16 protein-coding genes and 1 pseudogene are annotated in these 18,539 nt (G+C 70.6%); 6 read left to right on the forward strand and 11 right to left on the reverse strand.

What is annotated here, in order from left to right; genetic code table 11:
- Positions 1–56 precede the first annotated feature (56 nt).
- Both C503_RS0105325 and gltB read right to left on the reverse strand, forming a co-directional pair.
- Positions 57–1,523, reverse strand: coding sequence for a glutamate synthase subunit beta (locus C503_RS0105325; RefSeq protein ID WP_018681153.1), 1,467 nt, complete (start codon positions 1,521–1,523; stop codon positions 57–59).
- Positions 1,516–6,033 (reverse strand): glutamate synthase large subunit, encoded by a 4,518-nt coding sequence (gltB, locus tag C503_RS0105330; RefSeq protein WP_018681154.1) that lies wholly within the window; start codon positions 6,031–6,033, stop codon positions 1,516–1,518. Before gltB ends, C503_RS0105325 begins: the two co-directional genes overlap by 8 nt.
- Before the next feature lie 507 nt (positions 6,034–6,540).
- On the opposite strand from gltB, the gene C503_RS38045 reads away from it, so the two are divergent.
- Both C503_RS38045 and C503_RS0105340 read left to right on the forward strand, forming a co-directional pair.
- The gene (locus tag C503_RS38045) at positions 6,541–6,981 is read left to right on the forward strand and encodes an FxsA family protein (RefSeq protein WP_018681155.1); all 441 of its coding nucleotides are present in this window, start codon (positions 6,541–6,543) and stop codon (positions 6,979–6,981) included.
- A gap of 91 nt (positions 6,982–7,072) precedes the next feature.
- Positions 7,073–7,633 carry a superoxide dismutase family protein gene (locus C503_RS0105340; RefSeq protein ID WP_018681156.1) on the forward strand — a complete coding sequence of 187 codons (561 nt, stop codon included), beginning with the start codon at positions 7,073–7,075 and terminating at the stop codon, positions 7,631–7,633.
- Positions 7,634–7,680: 47 nt separating this feature from the next.
- On the opposite strand, the gene C503_RS0105345 is transcribed toward C503_RS0105340, so the two are convergent.
- The 4 genes from C503_RS0105345 to C503_RS0105360 all read right to left on the reverse strand — a co-directional run bounded on the left by C503_RS0105345 (position 7,681) and on the right by C503_RS0105360 (position 11,181).
- Complete coding sequence (locus C503_RS0105345; protein WP_156892987.1) at positions 7,681–8,202, reverse strand: hypothetical protein; 522 nt, start codon at positions 8,200–8,202, stop codon at positions 7,681–7,683.
- A gap of 64 nt (positions 8,203–8,266) precedes the next feature.
- Positions 8,267–9,370 (reverse strand): tetratricopeptide repeat protein, encoded by a 1,104-nt coding sequence (locus C503_RS38050; protein WP_483756919.1) that lies wholly within the window; start codon positions 9,368–9,370, stop codon positions 8,267–8,269.
- Positions 9,310–9,852: a GNAT family N-acetyltransferase gene (locus C503_RS0105355; RefSeq protein WP_018681159.1), complete on the reverse strand. Its 543-nt coding sequence runs from the start codon at positions 9,850–9,852 to the stop codon at positions 9,310–9,312. Before C503_RS0105355 ends, C503_RS38050 begins: the two co-directional genes overlap by 61 nt.
- Before the next feature lie 9 nt (positions 9,853–9,861).
- Complete coding sequence (locus C503_RS0105360) at positions 9,862–11,181, reverse strand: NsdA family TPR-like regulatory protein (protein ID WP_018681160.1); 1,320 nt, start codon at positions 11,179–11,181, stop codon at positions 9,862–9,864.
- A 289-nt stretch (positions 11,182–11,470) separates the two neighbouring features.
- On the opposite strand from C503_RS0105360, the pseudogene C503_RS48815 reads away from it, so the two are divergent.
- From C503_RS48815 to C503_RS38055, 3 genes and pseudogenes are all read left to right on the forward strand, one after another.
- Positions 11,471–11,617, forward strand: a pseudogene (locus tag C503_RS48815) (helix-turn-helix domain-containing protein); the annotation flags it as partial.
- Positions 11,618–11,757: 140 nt separating this feature from the next.
- Positions 11,758–12,024 (forward strand): Scr1 family TA system antitoxin-like transcriptional regulator, encoded by a 267-nt coding sequence (locus C503_RS47685; RefSeq protein ID WP_245572415.1) that lies wholly within the window; start codon positions 11,758–11,760, stop codon positions 12,022–12,024.
- Between the two features lie 81 nt (positions 12,025–12,105).
- Complete coding sequence (locus C503_RS38055) at positions 12,106–13,077, forward strand: hypothetical protein (RefSeq protein ID WP_018681162.1); 972 nt, start codon at positions 12,106–12,108, stop codon at positions 13,075–13,077.
- Positions 13,078–13,081: 4 nt separating this feature from the next.
- Here the strand turns inward: C503_RS38055 and C503_RS0105375 are convergent, their stop codons facing one another.
- The 5 genes from C503_RS0105375 to C503_RS0105395 all read right to left on the reverse strand — a co-directional run bounded on the left by C503_RS0105375 (position 13,082) and on the right by C503_RS0105395 (position 17,968).
- The gene (locus tag C503_RS0105375; RefSeq protein ID WP_018681163.1) at positions 13,082–13,426 is read right to left on the reverse strand and encodes a PIN domain-containing protein; all 345 of its coding nucleotides are present in this window, start codon (positions 13,424–13,426) and stop codon (positions 13,082–13,084) included.
- The gene (locus C503_RS0105380) at positions 13,426–15,927 is read right to left on the reverse strand and encodes a DEAD/DEAH box helicase (RefSeq protein ID WP_018681164.1); all 2,502 of its coding nucleotides are present in this window, start codon (positions 15,925–15,927) and stop codon (positions 13,426–13,428) included. Before C503_RS0105380 ends, C503_RS0105375 begins: the two co-directional genes overlap by 1 nt.
- 56 nt (positions 15,928–15,983) lie before the next feature.
- Positions 15,984–16,463, reverse strand: coding sequence for a hypothetical protein (locus tag C503_RS43030; RefSeq protein ID WP_018681165.1), 480 nt, complete (start codon positions 16,461–16,463; stop codon positions 15,984–15,986).
- 217 nt (positions 16,464–16,680) lie between these two features.
- Positions 16,681–17,538, reverse strand: a complete 858-nt coding sequence (locus C503_RS0105390; RefSeq protein ID WP_018681166.1) for a metallophosphoesterase family protein — start codon at positions 17,536–17,538, stop codon at positions 16,681–16,683.
- A 43-nt stretch (positions 17,539–17,581) separates the two neighbouring features.
- Complete coding sequence (locus tag C503_RS0105395) at positions 17,582–17,968, reverse strand: ATP-binding protein (protein ID WP_018681167.1); 387 nt, start codon at positions 17,966–17,968, stop codon at positions 17,582–17,584.
- Positions 17,969–18,145: 177 nt separating this feature from the next.
- Between C503_RS0105395 and C503_RS0105400 the strand changes: the two genes are divergently transcribed.
- Complete coding sequence (locus tag C503_RS0105400; protein WP_018681168.1) at positions 18,146–18,502, forward strand: STAS domain-containing protein; 357 nt, start codon at positions 18,146–18,148, stop codon at positions 18,500–18,502.
- Positions 18,503–18,539: the final 37 nt, after the last annotated feature.

Here is an 18,539-nt window from a genome sequence, read left to right on the forward strand (position 1 = left end):
CGAGCATCGTCGCTCGCGGGGCCGTTGTCCCTGGGGTCCGAAGACCTCGAAGAGCCTCAGACCAGGGGGCGGTCGGTCGGCTCGATCGGGCGCGGCAGGACCGCGCGCTGGGTCAGGTAGGCGTCCACGCCCGCCGCGGCCGAGCGGCCCTCGGCGATGGCCCACACGATCAACGACTGGCCGCGGCCCATGTCGCCCGCGCTGAACACGCCATCGACGTTGGTCTGGAAGTCCCGGCCGCGCGCGACGTTGCCGCGCTCGTCCAGGTCCACGCCCAGGTCGGCCAGCAGCGCGCCCTTCTCCGGGCCGACGAAGCCCATGGCCAGCGTGACCAGGTCCGCCGGGATCTCCCGCGTGCTGCCCGCGACCGGGGTGAACCGGCCGTCGACCAGCTCGACCTCGGCCAGCCGCAGCGCCCGCACGTTGCCGCCCGCGTCGCCGACGAACTCCGTGGTGGACACCGAGTAGACCCGCTCGCCGCCCTCCTCGTGCGCCGAGGTGACCCGGTAGAGCATCGGGTAGGTCGGCCACGGGTTGGCGTCCGCGCGGGCCAGCGGCGGCTTGGCCATGATCTCCAGCTGGGTCACCGACGCGGCGCCTTGGCGGTGCGCGGTGCCGACGCAGTCCGCGCCGGTGTCGCCGCCGCCGATGACGACCACGTGCTTGCCCTCGGCGTGGATGGGGGAGCGGTCCAGCTCGCCCGCGGCCACCTTGTTCGCGGGCGGCAGGTACTCCATGGCCTGGTGCACGCCCGCCAGCTCGCGGCCGGGCACCGGCAGGTCCCGCCACGCGGTGGCGCCGCCCGCCAGCACGACCGCGTCGTACTCGGCGCGCAGCTGCTCGGCGGTGATGTCGACGCCGACGTCCACGCCGGTGCGGAACTCGGTGCCCTCGGCCCGCATCTGGTCCAGGCGGCGGTCGAGGCGGGCCTTCTCCATCTTGAACTCGGGGATGCCGTAGCGCAGCAGCCCGCCGGGGGCGTCGGCCCGCTCGTAGACCACGACCGTGTGCCCCGCGCGGGTCAGCTGCTGCGCGGCGGCCAGCCCGGCCGGGCCGGAGCCGACCACGGCGACCTTCTTCCCGGTCAGCGCGGTCGGCACGTGCGGGGTGATCCAGCCCTCGGCCCACGCCTTGTCCACGATGGACACCTCGACCCGCTTGATGGACACCGGGTCGTCGTTGATGCCCAGCACGCAGGCCGACTCGCACGGCGCCGGGCACAGCGTGCCGGTGAACTCCGGGAAGTTGTTGGTCGCGTGCAGCCGTTCGCTCGCCCGCTGCCAGTCCTCCCGCCACACCAGGGTGTTCCACTCGGGGATCAGGTTCCCCAGCGGACAACCCTGGTGGCAGAACGGGATCCCGCAGTCCATGCACCGACCGGCCTGCTTCTGACCAGCCTGTCCGGTGAACTCGGCTGTGCTTGATTCCTCGTAGACCTCGCGCCAGTCCTTGATCCGCAGGAACACCGGCCGGTGCGTGGCGTTCTCACGGGCGGTGGTCAGAAAGCCCTTGGGGTCAGCCATGTGCGGCCTCCATGATCGCCTGGTCGATGTCGCGGCCCTCGGCCTCGGCGGCGGCCCGCGCGGCCAGCACCCGCTTGTAGTCGGTTGGCATGACCTTGGTGAAGCGCGAGACCTCGTTGTCCCAGTCCGCCAGCAGCGCCTGCGCCACCGCCGAGTCGGTCTCGGCGGCGTGCTTGGCGACGATCCCGCGCAGCAGGTCGTTGTCCTCGGCGGTGAGCGGGTCGAGGTCGACCATCTCCGGGTTGACCCGCGCCGGGTTCAGGTCCAGCACGTAGGCGACGCCGCCGGACATGCCCGCCGCGAAGTTGCGCCCGGTCGGGCCGAGCACCACCACGCGGCCGCCGGTCATGTACTCGCAGCCGTGGTCGCCAACGCCCTCGACGACCGCCAGCGCGCCGGAGTTGCGCACGCAGAACCGTTCGCCGACCTTGCCGCGCAGGAACACCTCGCCCGAGGTGGCGCCGTAGGCGATGACGTTGCCCGCGATGACGTGCTGCTCGGCGGCGAACTGCGCGCCCGGGTGCGGCCGGACCGTGATCCGGCCACCGGACAGGCCCTTGGCCACGTAGTCGTTGCCGTCGCCGACCAGCCGCAGCGTGACGCCGCGCGGCAGGAACGCGCCGAACGACTGGCCCGCCGTGCCGGTGAAGGTCACGTCAATGGTGTCGTCCGGCAGGCCCTCGCCGCCCCAGCGCCTGGTCACCTCGGAGCCGAGCATGGTGCCCACGGTCCGGTTGACGTTGCGCACCGGCAGCTCCAGCCGCACCTTGTCACCGGCGTTGAGCGCGCCCTCGGCCAGCTGGATGAGCGTGTTGTCCAGCGCCCGTTCCAGGCCGTGCTCCTGCGCCACCGACTGGTGCCGGGTGGCCCGCGGCGCCAGCTCGGGCACGAAGAAGATCGGCGACAGGTCCAGGCCCGCGGCCTTCCAGTGGTCCACGGCCGCGCGCGTGTCGAGCAGCTCGGCGTGGCCAACGGCCTCCTGCAGCGACCGGAAACCCAGCGCCGCCAGGTACTCGCGCACCTCCTGGGCGATGAACTCGAAGAAGTTCACCACGTACTCGGCCTTGCCGCTGAACCGCGCCCGCAGCACCGGGTTCTGCGTGGCCACGCCCACCGGGCAGGTGTCCAGGTGGCACACGCGCATCATCACGCAGCCCGACACCACCAGCGGTGCGGTCGCGAACCCGAACTCCTCGGCGCCGAGCAGCGCCGCCACGATCACGTCCCGGCCGGTCTTGAGCTGCCCGTCGGTCTGCACCACGATCCGGTCGCGCAGCCGGTTGGCCAGCAGCGTCTGCTGCGTCTCGGCCAGGCCCAGCTCCCACGGACCGCCCGCGTGCTTGATCGACGACAGTGGCGAGGCGCCGGTGCCGCCGTCGTGCCCGGAGATCAGCACCACGTCCGCGTGCGCCTTGGACACGCCTGCCGCGACCGTGCCGACCCCGACCTCGGACACCAGCTTCACGTGGATGCGGGCGGCCGGGTTGGCGTTCTTCAGGTCGTGGATGAGCTGCGCCAGATCCTCGATCGAGTAGATGTCGTGGTGCGGCGGCGGCGAGATGAGCCCCACGCCCGGCGTGGAGTGCCGGGTGCGGGCGATCCACGGGTACACCTTGGTGCCCGGCAGCTGGCCGCCCTCGCCGGGCTTCGCGCCCTGCGCCATCTTGATCTGGATGTCGTCCGCGTTCACCAGGTACTCGCTGGTCACGCCGAACCGTCCACTGGCGACCTGCTTGATCGCCGAGCGGCGCGCCGGGTCGTAGAGGCGCTCCGGGTCCTCGCCGCCCTCGCCGGTGTTGGACTTGGCGCCCAGCCGGTTCATCGCGATCGCCAGCGTCTCGTGCATCTCCTGCGAGATCGACCCGTAGGAGATCGCGCCGGTGCCGAACCGCTTCACGATCTCGGAGACCGGCTCGACCTCCTCGACCGGCACCGGCGGGCGCACACCCTCCTTGAACGCGAACAGGCCGCGCAGCGTCTTGAGCGCCGCGGACTGGTCGTCGACCAGGCGGGTGTAGTCCTTGAAGATCTCGTACTTGCCCGACCGGGTGGAGTGCTGCAGCTTGAACACCGTCTGCGGGTTGAACAGGTGCGGCTCGCCCTCGCGCCGCCACTGGTAGTCGCCGCCCACGGCCAGCTCGCGGTGGTCGGCGTGCACCCCGTCACCGGGGAACGCCACCGCGTGCCGCAGCCGCACCTCCTCGGCCAGCACGTCGAAGCCGACGCCGCCGAGCCGCGAGGTGGTGCCGGTGAAGCACTCCTCGACCACCTCGGCGCCCAGGCCGAGCGCCTCGAAGATCTGCGCGCCGTGGTAGGAGGCCACGGTCGACACGCCCATCTTGGACATGGTCTTGCGGACACCCTTGCCCAGCGCCTTGATCAGGTTCCGGGCCGCGGTGTGCGGGTCGACATTCTTGACCAGTCCCCGCGCCGCCAGGTCCTCGACCGTGGCCATGGCCAGGTACGGGTTGACCGCGGACGCGCCGTAGCCGATCAGTAGCGCGACGTGGTGCACCTCGCGCGCGTCACCGGACTCGATCACCAGGCTGACCTGGCTCCGGGTCTTCTCGCGCACCAGGTGCTGGTGCACGGCGCCGACCAGCAGCAGCGACGGGATGGGGGCCAGGCGCTCGTCCACGCCCCGGTCGGACAGCACGACCACGCGCGCGCCCGCCCGGATCGCCGTCGACACCTCGGCGCGGATCTCGTCCAGCTGCTCGCGCAGCGCGTCACCGCCGCCGCGCACGTCGTAGCGGCCGTGCACGGTGACCGCGTGGAACTCCGGCAGGTCACCGTCGTCGTCTGCGTGCACGATCTTGGCCAGCTCGTCGTTGTCCAGCACCGGGAACGGCAGCGTGATCCGGCGGCACGAGCCCGCGTCGCCGTCCAGCAGGTTCGGCTCCGCGCCGAGCTGGGTGCCCAGCGAGGTCACCAGCTCCTCGCGGATCGCGTCCAGCGGCGGGTTGGTGACCTGGGCGAACAGCTGCGCGAAGTAGTCGAACAGCGGCCGCTGGTGGGTGGACAGCGAGGCCAGCGGCGCGTCGTTGCCCATCGACCCGATCGGCTCCGCGCCGGTGCGGGCCATCGGCTCCAGCAGCAGCGACAGCTCTTCCTCGGTGTAGCCGAACGCCTGCTGCCTGCGCACGAGCGAGGCGTGCGTGGGCACCTCGCGCTCGCGCGGCGGCAGCTGCGCCAGCGGCAGCAGGCCCTTGGCCACCCACTCGCCGTACGGGTGGTCGGCGGCCAGCTCGCCCTTGATCTCCTGGTCGTCCACGATCCGGCCCTGCACGGTGTCCACCAGGAACATCCGGCCCGGCTCCAATCGTCCCTTGCGGACGATCGTGGTCGGGTCCAGGTCCAGCACGCCGACCTCGCTGGCCAGCACCACCAGACCGTCCTCGGTCACCCAGTAACGGGCCGGGCGCAGACCGTTGCGGTCCAGCACGGCACCGATCTGGCTGCCGTCGGTGAACGCGACCAGCGCGGGCCCGTCCCACGGCTCCATCAGCGTCGAGTGGAACTCGTAGAACGCCCGGCGCGCCGGGTCCATCTCGGTGTGGTTCTCCCATGCCTCCGGGATCATCATCAGCACCGCGTGCGGCAGGCTGCGGCCGCCAAGGTGCAGCAGCTCCAGCACTTCGTCGAAGCTCGCCGAGTCGCTGGCGCCGCGGGTGATCACCGGGAAGATCCGCTTGAGGTCGCCGGGGAACAGGTCGCTGGCGAGCATCGACTCGCGCGCGTCCATCCAGTTCCGGTTGCCGCGCAGGGTGTTGATCTCGCCGTTGTGCGCGACGTACCGGTACGGGTGCGCCAGCGGCCACGACGGGAAGGTGTTGGTGGAGAAACGGGAGTGCACCAGGCCGATCGAGCTGGTGACGCGCTCGTCGGTCAGGTCCGGGAAGAACAGCCCGACCTGCGGCTCGGTCAGCATTCCCTTGTAGACGATCGTGCGCGAGGACAGCGAGGAGAAATAGACGTCCTCGGCATGCTCGGCACGCTTGCGCACACAGAACGCGAGCCGCTCCAGCGCCAGCCCGGACACACCATCGGCGGCTGCCAGGAACAGCTGGGCGAAGTGCGGCATGACGGCGGCGGCCGTGGCGCCCGCGTGCTCGCGGTTCACCGGCAGCTCGCGCCAGCCCAGCACGACCGCGCCCTCCTCGGCGGCGATCGCGTCGATGGCCTCGACCACCCGGGCGCGCGCGTCGGCGTCGACCGGCAGGAAGGCCGTGCCGACGGCGTAGGCGCCCTCCTCGGGCAGGTCGAAGCCCGCGACGGCGCGGTAGAACGCGTCCGGCACCTGGATCAGGAGCCCGGCGCCGTCACCGGTGTCCGGCTCGGCGCCTCTGGCCCCGCGATGCTCCAGGTTGCGCAGGGCGACGAGGGCTTTCGCCACGATGCCGTGGTCGCGGCGGCCGGTGAGATCGGCCACGAAGGCGACACCACACGCGTCGTGTTCGTACTGCTCGTCGTAGAGACCACCCTCGGGGCGGTCGTGGCGGGTCGACATGGCTGAGCGGCCCTCCCCATGCTCTGGAAGCGCTGCGCACACGGGCATGCGAAGGGAGCGGCTGGGGGGAGTGCGCCTGCTGACACGGATGTCGGCACACCTCACCAGCCACTCGGCCCGGTGCCGCGTTCGAATGGTGCGGCGTGAAGCTGTGCAAATACGCCCGGGCTCGGGCGGTGGAGCGCACCTCATCGTGCGAAGAGTGGCAGCGCACCTCGTCGTGCGGCCTGGTGTGCGGGTGCGGCGATCTCCGGTGCGGAGTCGGGGCGTCACTCACACGAGTGTTTCCCCGGGGTCGTCCGGGGGGTTCTCATGACAATAGTGTGAACTCGCCGTATCCGGGATAGGCCAACCGTGCCCCGTGGTGAAGATTACCCGCCCTTGACGTCGGTAAAGTATCCCCTGAGTGCCGTTGACCTGGGCAAACGTGCTTCGGGATCGTTTCGGGTCGTTCGGACGTTGGAAGGATGTCCACCCGGATATCTCTGGTCTTCGAGGGAGTCGACCGTGCCCGTCCTGCTGATCGTCCTGCTCGCGGTCGTCGCCGAGATCACCGTGCTGGTCACCGTCGGCGGCCTCATCGGGGTGCTGCCCACCATCGGCCTGCTCGTCGCGGGCACCCTCATCGGCTCCGCCCTGCTGCGCCGCGAGGGCCGCCGGGCGCTCACCGCGCTGCAGGAGGCGGTGTTCGCCCGCCGTGTGCCCGACCGCGAGGTGGTCGACGGCATGCTGGTCACTGCCGCCGGGGTGCTGGTGGTCGTCCCGGGCTTCATCAGCGACGTGCTGGCCATCCTGCTGCTGCTCCCACCGGTCCGGGCCCTGGTCCGCAACCGCCTGCTCCGCCGGGCCGGGATGGCGCGCCGACCGGCGGTCATCGTGGTCGACTCGGAGGTCGTGCGCCCTTCGTCCCCGATCGTCATCCCCGGGCAGGTTGTCCGCGAGGACTGACCGCCTGGTTTAGACCAATGGTTCACCTCATGGTGTGATTCCGTTACCAGACGGCAGGGTGTCCTGGTCGGTAATGACGAGGATCGGTGCCATGCGACGAACCCTCCTGAGCGTGACCGCCGCGCTGGCCCTCCCGGCCGCCGCCCTGTCCCCGGCCGCCGCGGCGGGACACGGCGGCCACGGTGGTCACGGCGTCTTCGAGACCTACCGCACCGGCGCGAACGCCATCACCTACGACACGACCAAGGTCCCGGTCGGCTCCCGCGCGTCGATCATGCCGCTGGCCCAGGGCAAGAAGACCACGGTCGTGCTGTGGGTCTACGGCCTGCTGCCCTACCGGCACTACGGCGCCCACGTACACGTCAAGTCCTGCGGCGCGGCCCCGGCCGACTCCGGCCCGCACTTCCAGAACGAGGCCGACCCCGTCCAACCCTCCGTCGACCCCAAGTACGCCAACCCCCAGAACGAGATCTGGCTGGACTTCGCCACCGACGACCACGGCTCCGCCTTCGCCGTCTCCAACGTCCTCTGGCGCTTCGACAACCGCCCCGCCGCCGCGCTGGTCATCCACGACGACCACACCCACACCGGACCGGGCGAGGCAGGCACCGCGGGCCCCCGCCTGGCCTGTCTGAACGCCACCTTCTCCTGACCTCTCCGCATTCCCACCCGCTCCCGGCCGCGGGTGGGGTGCGGACCTCAGTCGATCCCGTAGTTGTGCACGAGGAGAAAATAGGCCGCCATCCCGGCCACCAACAGGATCACGGACGGGATCCACACCAGCCGTATGTGGAAGCGGCTGTTCCAGTGGTTGGGCCAGGTGATCTGGAGATAGCTCCCGTAGCCCGCGGTGCCCAAGGCGATCCAGAGGAACGGCGCGAAGAACAACAGGGTCCCCAGCAGCACGGCGGGCTGACTTTCGTGGGCGGTCGAGCCCACCAGCCGGGCCGGTACCCGGGTGCCGGGTGGGTAGTCGTGCGTGGCTCGATCCAACGTCACCGGCTCGGCGGAGGTCCAGGTGCCGCGGCAGTCGCGTTTCCTGCCTGCTTTCAGGCGGTGTTCCACGTGGCAGGCGGAGACGGTCACCATGCCGGGGTCGCCAAGATAGCCGGATTCCTGGAGGGCGTAGCGCGTCAGGAATCCGCCGCCGGTCAGCGTCGCGGCCACCGCCGTCAGGCAGAGGGCCAAGCGTTGGACTCGCTTGCGTTGATACTCCCGCATGGCGCCAAGGGATACCAGACCACACCGGCAGGCGGGGCAGGTCAGGAGTTATGTCGCCTCGTGGCTACACCCGGGTCCGCTCCAGGAAATCGCGGACGATGCCGACGTTCCGGTGTGGTTCCAGGAGACGGATCAGGACCATTGCCCGGTCCCGGCCGCGTGTGGAGGCGGTCGTCCTGGTGAGGTCGAGGACTCGGTCGGCGTGGCTCACCCCTGTGTCGATATCGCCCGCCCGCAGGTGGGCCTCCGCGAGCCAGCTTGTGTAGAGGGCTGTCTCCCTGGTCAGTTCGACGGGGTAGTCGCGCAGTGCGTTCTCCAGCAGGGGCACGGCGCGGTCCGGGAGGCCGAGTTCGACGAGGCAGCGACCGGCCATGATGTCGATCTCGCCCTCGGTCAGCCAGTACACCCACTCCGGCTCGTCCGCGTCCCGCGCGTACAGCCGTTCGACCTCGGCCAGGGCCCTCTCGGCTTCCTGCCGCTCACCCGCGCGAGCATGCGCGTAGGCGACGCGTTCGGTGAACAACGCCCGAGCCCGGGGCGTGGCGGTCTTCTCCGCTCCGCGCGCGGCGGTCTTGGCGAGCAGGACGGCTTCCCTCGGGTCACCGACGTTGCTGACCTGGTAGGACAGCGTCGAGATCAGGTTCGCGCCCAGCGGGACGGCACCCGCCGCGTGCGCCGCCCCGACCCCGACGGCGTAGTAATGCGCGGCCCGACCGTGCTGGCCGGCATCGTCGTGGATCCACCCGGCGAGCTGGCACAACTCCCCGACGGCACCCAACAGCCGCCGCCCCACGGCCTCGCTGTACCGCGCATCCCGCACCACGCCCGCCGTGACCTCCACCTCCCGCGCCACCACGGCGTACAGTTCGCCCCCGGCCATGAAGTCATCCATCCGCCGCAGCTGAGCGACCCGGTGCTCGATCGTGGACACCAGTCCCCGACCCACCTGCCGACCACCGGAAAGCTCCACCACCTGCGGCGGGTCGAGCACCAACCATTGATGCGCCAACCGGAGCACGTCCTCGGCGGTCCATTCGGCAGGGTCGTCCACCTCGGCCTCCGGACCCGATTGATGAGTTCCAGGTCGGCTCGCCGCCATGACCGGGGTCAGTGGGCGTCGGGTGTCCAGTCCTGGGCGAGCATGGAGTAGAGCCTGGAGTCGCGCCAGGCCTGGTTGGTGTAGACGTGGTCGCGCAGGGTTCCCTCGTAGACGAACCCGAGGCGGGTGACGGCGGCGATCGAGGCGTGGTTGTCCGGGCCGATGGCGGCGGTTACGCGGTGCAGGTCCAGGTCGCCGAACGCGAAGTCGAGCAGGGTGCGGGCCCCGTCGAGCGCGTAGCCCGCGCCCCAGTGGTCGGCGGCGAGCGCGCCGCCCAGTTTCGCGGCCCGGACACCGGTCAGTCCGAGCCGCCCGAAGCCGATGAGACGCCCGTCGGACTTCAATGTCGCGGCCAGGTAGTACTCCGTGCGGGGAGTTTCTCCTGCCCGCTGGATCGTCGCCGCGATTCGTTCGGATTGTTGTTCTCGGGTCAGCGAGTCGAACGACAGGGTGGTCGTCACCCGCTCGTCCCCGACGATCGCCATCGTGGCGTCCACATCGCTCATCCGGAACTCCCGCAGCACGACGGTGGACCCCACGAGTTCGACCATGGGCAAACCCTACTGCCCGGGTAGCGCGAGGCGGTGGGACATGAACACCTCCATGGACTCGTCGAGTTCGCGCCCAGGTTGGGACGTCGCCGAAGGCTGCTCGCGCAGCACGGAGCGAACCCGTTCGACCGAGCGCAGGATGCCCTGTTGCCTGCGCTCACGCGGCAGGGCGAGGACAGGGACGAGCGCTTCGGCGGCACCCTCCAGTTCGCCGCTCGCCAGGCGGGCGATCGCGAGGTCGCATCGAGCGCCCTCGGTGTTGCCGAACCCGCCTTTGGCGGTCGGGCCTGCCGTGTCGAGTGCCGCGAGCGCGTCCACGGCGTACCGCTCGGTCTCGGCCGAGGTCGACTGTCCCGCCCACGCCAGCGCGTCGGCCGCGTAGTAGAGCTGCTGCGGCCGACCGAACGAACAGAGCCCGCCGAGTTCGTCCACCTCGTCCGACCGGACGTCTTCCTGAGCCGCGCTCGCGCGGTGCAGCGCGGCCCGCGCGTCCTCGACCCGGTTCAACGCGGCCAGCGCGCGTGCCTCGTTGGCCGCGACCCGCACGGCCGCCGTACCGTGACCGGCCGACTCCGCGCCCTTCCGGGCATAGGCGACCGCGTCGTTGAACCGCCCGGCCCAGTAGCAGATCAACGACTGGAGGCCGCAGACCCATGCCCGGAGCCCGTCGTGGTCGGCGTTGTCCGCGCATGCGTAGGCCGTCCGGGCGTGGGTGAGCGCGTCGTGCGGGGCACCGAGGTCGTGCGCGGCCTTGGCCAGCAGGCCGGTGACCACACCGGTCAGGAAGTAGAGGTCACGGGTGTGCGCGGGCCGCTGCCTGCCCTGCAGGAGGTTGAACCCGTACTCCTGGGCCGCGATCACATCGGGCAGCACCGCCGGTACGGGTTGCCCGTCGGTGGCGGTCACCAGCAGCCGGACGTCGTCGGCGAACTGTTCCAGCGACCCCGCCCCCACATTGCTCGCCTCCGCGAAGGAAAGGAAGTTCCGTGCTCGGTCGGCGCTCATCGCGATCAGTTGCCCCTTCCAGTCCGGGCGTGCTGAGCCCCGGTCGTTGCGTTCGAGTGCGTTCGGTGCGGCCCGCCCGGCCACGCCGTAGGCAGGCCCCAGCAGGCGGTGGATCGGCTCGTCGAAGATGCGGGTCAACGCGGCCGACGCGTGCGGGTGCGGCCTGCCGCGCAGTTCGCCGGAGACCCATCGGTAGGCCTGCCGTTGGCTGACCTCGTTGCCGGACAGTTTCCTGACACCCGCCCGCAGGTCTTCGAGTGTCATGTTCCGTTGCCGGAGAATCTGTTCGAGGCGCGTTCGCGATTCCTGGATCTCCTCGTCCACGACTTCACTCCTCGGCCGGACCGGTCGCCGACCACAACGCTAAAGCCTGCCGCGTCGAAGGGAAACCAGGTGGAGCGATACGGCAGGAGACGGCGGGAGACGTCATTCGGCGCGACATAGCGGCGTCACCGATCGATCGTCCACGCTCTGCGACAGTTTCGCCCGCGCGATGACGAATCCGGCACGGCTGACTGGACCGATCGGCTGACCGGCGAGCTGGCGAATCACTATCAGTGATGCAGGACTGCTATCCAACCAGTGGTATTCGCGATGTGATAGGGAGATTCTCGTGCCGCCTTCGCCCAAGAGTGTCGCGCTCGGGCTGATTCTTCGACGGTTGCGCAGGGAGAGGGGGATCTCGTTGCGCGAGTTGGCGACCCTGCTCGACCGGGACGCGCCGACGGTTTCGCGGTGGGAGAGTGGTGAGCGGGTGATCCCGATGGCGGAGGCTGCCCGGATCCTGACCCTGTTCCGGGTCACCGGTGGCGAGTTCCGCAGGATCATGGCTCTCGGCGGGCCGTCGGTCTCGCCCTGCCGGTCGGCAGTGCCGATATCCACGACGCGCAGCTTCGGTGGCTGGTCGAGCTCGCGGGCGAGCCGCACGTCGATCTTCGGGTCGTGCCCGGGGACGCGGACTGGCGGTCCAACCTGCACGAGCCCTACAGCATCACCTATGCCGGGCACACGACTTTCGTCACCGTCGGCACCACCCGATCCACCTTGCTGCTGCACCGGGCCGCCGACACCAAGGACTTCATCGACGACGCGCGCGCCGCGCACACGCGGGCGTTCGGTCCGGCGGATTCCGTCGAGTTCATCGCCAGGTTGCGGCAACGTCCGTAGCGGGTCGGTAGGGTCGCGGGCATGGCCGATGTGGTGCGGCGGAGTCAGGACGAGTGGCTTCGCACCCGGGGAACGCGAGGCGTGCGGGCGGAATCGTGCTATCCGGCGGATCGGCTGGCGTTCGGCGGTCTGGTACTCGGTGACTGGCTGCTGGACAAACCGATACCGCTCGACGACGTGACGATCACCTTGTCGGAACAACACCACCCGATCCCCGACTTCGGCCCGACAGACCACGTCCTGCCACTGAGAACCGAGCACGAGCGCTACCCTGATTACAGTTCCGCCGTGGCAGACCTGGCCCGCCCCAGGCTTTTCGAGAACCGGCTCTGCTACCGCCTCCTCGACGTCTCCCGCGACAACGGCCTGGCGCTCACTTTCGGCACCACTACCTACTTCGAACTGTTCAACCGCAAGGAATCCCTGGCCCACGAGTTCAAGAAGAACCAGTTCACGCTCAGGGAGTCGATCGGCGACCCGTTCGACCCGGCGAAACAGGTCCTGTCCGCAGGTATCGGCACGCTGACGATCCGGCGTGATCCCCGAGGACACCACCGATTCCTTGTGCACCAACGCGACGGAAAGACGGTCGCCGACGGTATGGACATCTGCGCCGTCATCCCGGCAGGCGAGTTCCAACCGACCACGCCGGACAACCTCCGGCACGACTTCTCCCTGTGGCGCAACATCATGCGCGAGTTCGCCGAGGAGCTCCTGGGCTTTTCTGAGCCACAAAGGACAGTCGACTACGACCGCGAGCACCCGTTCACGGCATTCCACAAAGCCTACGAGGACAACGAACTCCGCGTCTGGCACTACGGCCTCATCATGGACCCGCTCACCCTCGGCGCCGGCCAGCGCACCGTCGCCGTCATCGACAGTGACGCGTTCGACCACCTTTTCGCCGACCTCGTCGATACCAACGAGGAAGGCGCCGTCAGAGCCGTGCCCTTCACCGAGCAGTCCGTCGCCGACACGCTGCCCCGGATGACCGGCCCGTCGCAGACCCTCCTGCGCCTCGCCTGGCGGGACCGAGACTTCCTACTGGTCTAGCCGCCTACTGGTCTAGCCGCTCCAGCAGCCACCCCGGCCCCAGGATCTCCGCCCCCACCTCGACGCACCGGCGCCGCAGCTCGCGGTCGGCCGTCACCACCGTGCACCCGGGATGCTCGGCCGCGACCTCCACGATCGTGTCGTCCCCGCTCCCCGGCGCGGACACCACCTCGACCCCGTCGACCGGTCCCACGTGCCGCGCCTTGCCCTCGACCACCAGGATCACCTGGTAGCCGGACAACCCCGCCAGCCGGTCGCGCAGTCGGGTCGCCGCGCCCGCGCGGTCGCGCCACCAGCCGTCCGGGCGGGAGCCCATGACGTTGGCGCAGTCGACGACCAGGACCGGCATCACAGCTCCCCGACGGCGGTGATGTAGACCGCCGCCGTCCCGGCCTCGTCGGAGGCGGACAGGTCGATCTCGGCGGTGAAGCCCCAGTCGCGGTCGCCCGCCGGGTCGTCGAAGATCTGGCGGACCAGCCAGCGTTCGGGTTCCTGCTCGATGATCAGCAGGGCCGGGCCGCGCGCGTCCGGGCCGACGCCGATCTGGCTGTGCATAGCGAAGTACGGCTCCAGCGCGTCCGCCCACGAGCCCGCGTCCCAGCCGGAGGCGCCGTCCAGCTCGCCCAGTGCGTGGTAGTCGCGGCGGGCCGCCAGTTGCACGCGCTGGAACAGGGCGTTGCGCACCAGCACGCGGAACGCGCGCGGGTTGGTCGTGACCGCGGGCGGCAGCTCGTCCACCGGCTCCTCGGTCTCGCCGGTGTCCGGGTTGGTCAGCTTCTCCCACTCGTCCAACAGGCTGGAGTCGACCTGCCGCACCAGCTCGCCCAGCCACTCGATGAGGTCGGTCAGCTCCTCGGTCTTGGCCTCGTCCGGCACGGTCTGCCGCACCGCGCGGTACGCGTCGGCCAGGTAGCGCAGCACCAGGCCCTCGGAGCGGGCCAGCGCGTAGAACGACACGTACTCGGTGAACGTCATCGCCCGCTCGTACATGTCCCGCACCACGGACTTTGGCGAGAGCTGGTGGTCGCCCACCCACGGGTGCCCGCGCCGGTAGGTCTCGAATGCCGCGCCCAGCAGCTCCGCCAACGGTTTCGGGTGCGTGACCTGCTCCAGCAGCTCCATCCGCTGGTCGTACTCGATGCCCTCGGACTTCATCGCGGCCACCGCCTCGCCGCGGGCCTTGTGCGTCTGCGCGGACAGCACCTGGCGCGGGTCGTCCAATGTGGACTCCACAATGGACAGCGCGTCCAGCGCGTAGGACGGCGACTCGCGGTCCAGCAGGTCCACCGCGGCCAGCGCGAACGGCGACAGCGGCTGGTTGAGCGCGAAGTCGAACTGCAGGTCCACGGTCAGCCGGACCCGCCGCCCCTGCTCGTCCGGCTCGTCCAGCCGCTCCACCACACCCGCCGCCAGCAGCGCCCGGTAGATGGCGATCGCGCGCCGGATGTGCCTGCGCTGCGCGGGCCGGTCCTCGTGGTTGTCCTCCAGCAGGTGCCGCATCGCCGCGAACGCGTCGCCGGGACGGCCGATCACGTTCAGCAGCATCGCGTGGCTGACCTGGAAGCTCGACGTCAGCGGCTCCGGCTCGGCGTCACGCAGCCGCTCGAACGTCGGCAGCCCCCACGACACCATGCCCTCGGGCGGCTTCTTGCGCACGAACTTGCGCCGCTTCTTCGGGTCGTCGCCCAGCTTCGCCAGCGACTTCTCGTTCTCGATCACGTGCTCGGGCGCCTGCACCAGCACCGTGCCCAGGGTGTCGAACCCGGCCCGGCCCGCCCGGCCCGCGATCTGGTGGAACTCGCGTGCCTTGAGGATCCGGGTCCGCTGGCCGTCGTACTTGGACAGCGAGGTGAACACCACCGTCCGGATCGGCACGTTGATGCCGACGCCCAGGGTGTCCGTGCCGCACACGATCTTCATCAGCCCGGCCTGCGCCAACCGCTCCACCAGCCGCCGGTACTTGGGCAGCATGCCCGCGTGGTGCACGCCGATACCGTGCCGCACCAGCCGCGAGAGCGTCTTGCCGAACCCGGACGAGAACCGGAAGTCGCCGATCAGCGCCGCGATCCTGTCCTTCTCCTCGCGCGTGCACACGTTGATGCTCATCAGCGCCTGCGCCCGCTCCAGCGCCGCCGCCTGCGTGAAGTGCACGACGTACACGGGGGACTGGTTGGTGCTGAGCAGCTCGTCCAACGCCTCGGTCAGCGGCGTCATACCGAACGAGTACATCAACGGCACCGGCCGCTGCGCCGACGTCACCACCGCGGTGTCCCGACCGGTGCGGCGGGTCAGGTCGTCCTTGAACCGCGTCACGTCGCCCAACGTCGCCGACATCAGCACGAACTGCGCGCGCGGCAGCTCGATCAGCGGCACCTGCCACGCCCAGCCCCGGTCCGGCTCCGCGTAGAAGTGGAACTCGTCCATCACGACCTGGCCGACGTCCGCGGCCGCGCCGTCGCGCAGGGCGATGTTCGCCAGGATCTCCGCGGTGCAGCAGATGATCGGCGCGGTCCCGTTCACGCTGGAGTCGCCGGTCACCATGCCGACGTTCTCCGCGCCGAACATCCCGCACAGCGCGAAGAACTTCTCCGACACCAGCGCCTTGATCGGCGCGGTGTAGAAGCTGCGCTCGCCGCGGGCCAGCGCGGTGAAGTGCGCGCCCGCGGCGACCAGGCTCTTGCCGGACCCGGTCGGCGTGCTCAGGATGACGTTGGCGCCGGAGACGATCTCCATCAACGCCTCCTCCTGCGCCGGATACAGGGTCAGGCCCTGATCCGCGGCCCAGGAGGCGAACGCGTCGAACAGCTCGTCGGGGTCGGGAGCGGCAGGCAGCCGTGCGGTCAGTGTCATGGTGACCTAGATCGTGCCGGCTGGCCCCGACTGACGGCCGGGTGGGCGGCGACCGTTCAGAACCTATGCCCGTAGAGGACGCTGCGTGCGGCGCCGACCACGGAGGCGAACTGCGGCAGGCCCGCCGGGTGCGCGGGGTCGGGCGCGGTCGCCCAGTACACCGTGGACCGGTCGGTGTGCCCGGTCGGCAGCAGCACCCGGGCGCGCACCGGCTCGACGCCGGGCGGCAGCGGCCTGCGGTGCTGCTCGTCGGGGACGGCCTGGGTCAGGAAGGTCCACTCGGTGCGCGCGCCCGGCACGGCCAGCACGGGGCCCGCCAGCATCCGCAGCCGCAGCCACCACTGGACCTCCGCGCCGAGACCCGCGCGCATGCGCAGGCCGCCGACCTGGTCGCCGCCGAGGTCGAGGTAGGCGTTCAACGCGTCCCCGTCGACCGGCCAGCCCAGTCCGCCCCGGTAGTCCGACACCTCGAACACCGGCCCGGCGTCCGTCTCCTCGACCAGGAGATGGGGGTCGGACAATTCCGCCGCTGTCATGGCGAGCCACCTTTCACCTTGCCGCGCCCGGAGTGCCCCTTCACGGCCTGATTGCCCGGACGACGGCTGTCGTTCACCAATATGAGTGAGCGAGCACGGCGAAGCTCATCCCAACCGGGCATAACCCAGGGGTGATAGCGAACACACGTGAGGGGTTGACGCCCAGGTCAGGGCGCGGCGGTCGCCTGTGTGTCGGCGGATTGTCGGCGTCGACGCGTCACACGTGCGCAGGCGCGGGGAGGATCCGGCGCAGTAGGCCGTGCGGGTTGCCGTGCCGACGCCACTCACGCGGATAGCCCAGCGACACCTCCTGGAACTTCACCCCGTCGTGATGGGTGACCCGCGGGATGTGCAGGTGGCCGTAGACCATCGCGGCGGTGGGGAAGCGGGTGTGCCAGTCGGCGGTCAGCTCGGTGCCGCACCACTGCGCGAACTCCGGATAGCGCAGCACCAGGGTGGGTTCGCGCACCAGCGGGTAGTGGTTCACCAGCACGAACGGGGTGGTCGGGTCCTCGGCGGTGAGCCGGGCCAGCCGCGCCTCGGTGGCCGCGACCCTGGCCCGGCACCAGTCGTCCCGGCTCGGGTACGGGTCGGGGTGCAGGTAGTACTCGTCGGTGCACACCACGCCGCTGGCGTGCGCGATCTCCAGCGATCGCTCCTTCGTGTCGGCGCCGTCGGGCCGCCACGTGTAGTCGTAGCCGAGGAACAGCGGCGCGATCCGCGCCGGGCCGCCCTCGCCCTCCCACAGCGGGTACTCGTCCTCCGGGCTGACCACGCCCAGCTCCCGGCACAGCGCCACGAACGCCTCGTACCGCGCCACGCCGCGCAGCTGCACCTCGTCGGCCGGGATCGTCCACAGCTCGTGGTTGCCGGGAGTCCAGACGACCTTGGCGAACCGGCCTGCCAACAGCTCCAGCACCCATCGCACGTCGGCGACCTGCTCGGCCACGTCCCCGGCCACGATCAGCCAGTCGGTGGGGGAGTCCGGTCGCAGTCCGCGCACGATCTCGCGGTTCTCCTCATAGGAGATGTGCAGGTCGCTGATCGCCAGGAGGGTGCCCACCGGGTCGATCATTCCATCCCGACCGGGGCGGCGGCAGCCCCGCGCGACCGGCGTCTCAGTGTTTCCGCTTGCGGATGACGATGTGCACCGGCGGGCGGACCCCCTCGCCCAGCCCGGTGGCCACCTCGTCGGCCAGCGTGCGCAGCACGTGCCAGCCGAAGGTGTCGGTCGCGGGCGTGCGCCCGTCGTTCGACCGGGTGGACGCCTCGAACGTCACCCCGCCGTCGGCGCGGAAGAACCGGCACCGCAGGGTCGCCGCGGGTGCCGCCAGGGTGATCAGCTGCGAGCACACCTCGTCCACCGCCAGCCGCAGGTCGGCGATCTCGTCCACGGTGAAGTCCGCGCCCATCGCCACGGTCGCGGCCACCCCGCGCACGATGGGCAGGTTGGCCAGGTCGGCGCGCAGCCGGAGCTCGACGTCGGGGTGGTCGGGATCCGGCACGCTCGCTCCTGCTCTCTCGCGCACCCGGCCCTGGTCACGGACCGGGGTCGACACGCGACGGGGGCGGGACGCCTCGATCGACCGGCACCGAACCTACTAGGCTGGTCCCCGAGGCGGTTGAGCAGCCAGCCGCCGCACAGCGACCACCGTGTGCGTTCACACCTGCGAAGGGCTGCCATGAGTACGTCCGACCTGCTGACCGTCGAGTTCGCCGACCACCCCGGCGCGACCCTGCTGCACGTCCGCGGCGAGATCGACATGGGCACCGCGCCGATCCTGCGTCAACACCTTGAGGACGCCCTGGCGCGGGCGTCCGACAACCCGCTGCTGCTCGACCTCACCGCCGTGGGCTTCCTGGCCTCGGCGGGCCTCGCCCTGCTGGTCGAGTTCCACACCCGGGCCAGGGACACCGGCCGCGTGCTGCGCGTCCTCGCCGACGGCGGCGCCGTGCTGCGCGCCATCCAGATCAGCTCCCTGGACAACGTCCTTGAGGTGCACCCCACCCTCGCCGCCGCCCTGGCCCCGGACAGCTGACACCTATTGTGTCGCCGCCGTTCTCGGGCGGGTATCC

The sequence above is a fragment of the Actinokineospora enzanensis DSM 44649 genome (assembly GCF_000374445.1).
GTDB classification, from domain to species: Bacteria; Actinomycetota; Actinomycetes; order Mycobacteriales; family Pseudonocardiaceae; genus Actinokineospora; species Actinokineospora enzanensis.

Excerpts from the sequence above, each read along its gene's own strand:
- C503_RS0105345 (WP_156892987.1), bottom strand. The coding sequence starts at position 8,202 with ATGCGGGAGTATCAACGCAAGCGAGTCCAACGCTTGGCCCTCTGCCTG.
- C503_RS0105380 (WP_018681164.1), bottom strand. The coding sequence starts at position 15,927 with ATGACACTGACCGCACGGCTGCCTGCCGCTCCCGACCCCGACGAGCTG.
- C503_RS0105400 (WP_018681168.1), top strand. The coding sequence starts at position 18,146 with ATGAGTACGTCCGACCTGCTGACCGTCGAGTTCGCCGACCACCCCGGC.
- C503_RS0105390 (WP_018681166.1), bottom strand. The coding sequence starts at position 17,538 with ATGATCGACCCGGTGGGCACCCTCCTGGCGATCAGCGACCTGCACATC.
- C503_RS43030 (WP_018681165.1), bottom strand. The coding sequence starts at position 16,463 with ATGACAGCGGCGGAATTGTCCGACCCCCATCTCCTGGTCGAGGAGACG.
- C503_RS0105340 (WP_018681156.1), top strand. The coding sequence starts at position 7,073 with ATGCGACGAACCCTCCTGAGCGTGACCGCCGCGCTGGCCCTCCCGGCC.
- gltB (WP_018681154.1), bottom strand. The coding sequence starts at position 6,033 with ATGTCGACCCGCCACGACCGCCCCGAGGGTGGTCTCTACGACGAGCAG.
- C503_RS0105375 (WP_018681163.1), bottom strand. The coding sequence starts at position 13,426 with ATGCCGGTCCTGGTCGTCGACTGCGCCAACGTCATGGGCTCCCGCCCG.
- C503_RS0105325 (WP_018681153.1), bottom strand. The coding sequence starts at position 1,523 with ATGGCTGACCCCAAGGGCTTTCTGACCACCGCCCGTGAGAACGCCACG.
- C503_RS0105355 (WP_018681159.1), bottom strand. The coding sequence starts at position 9,852 with ATGGTCGAACTCGTGGGGTCCACCGTCGTGCTGCGGGAGTTCCGGATG.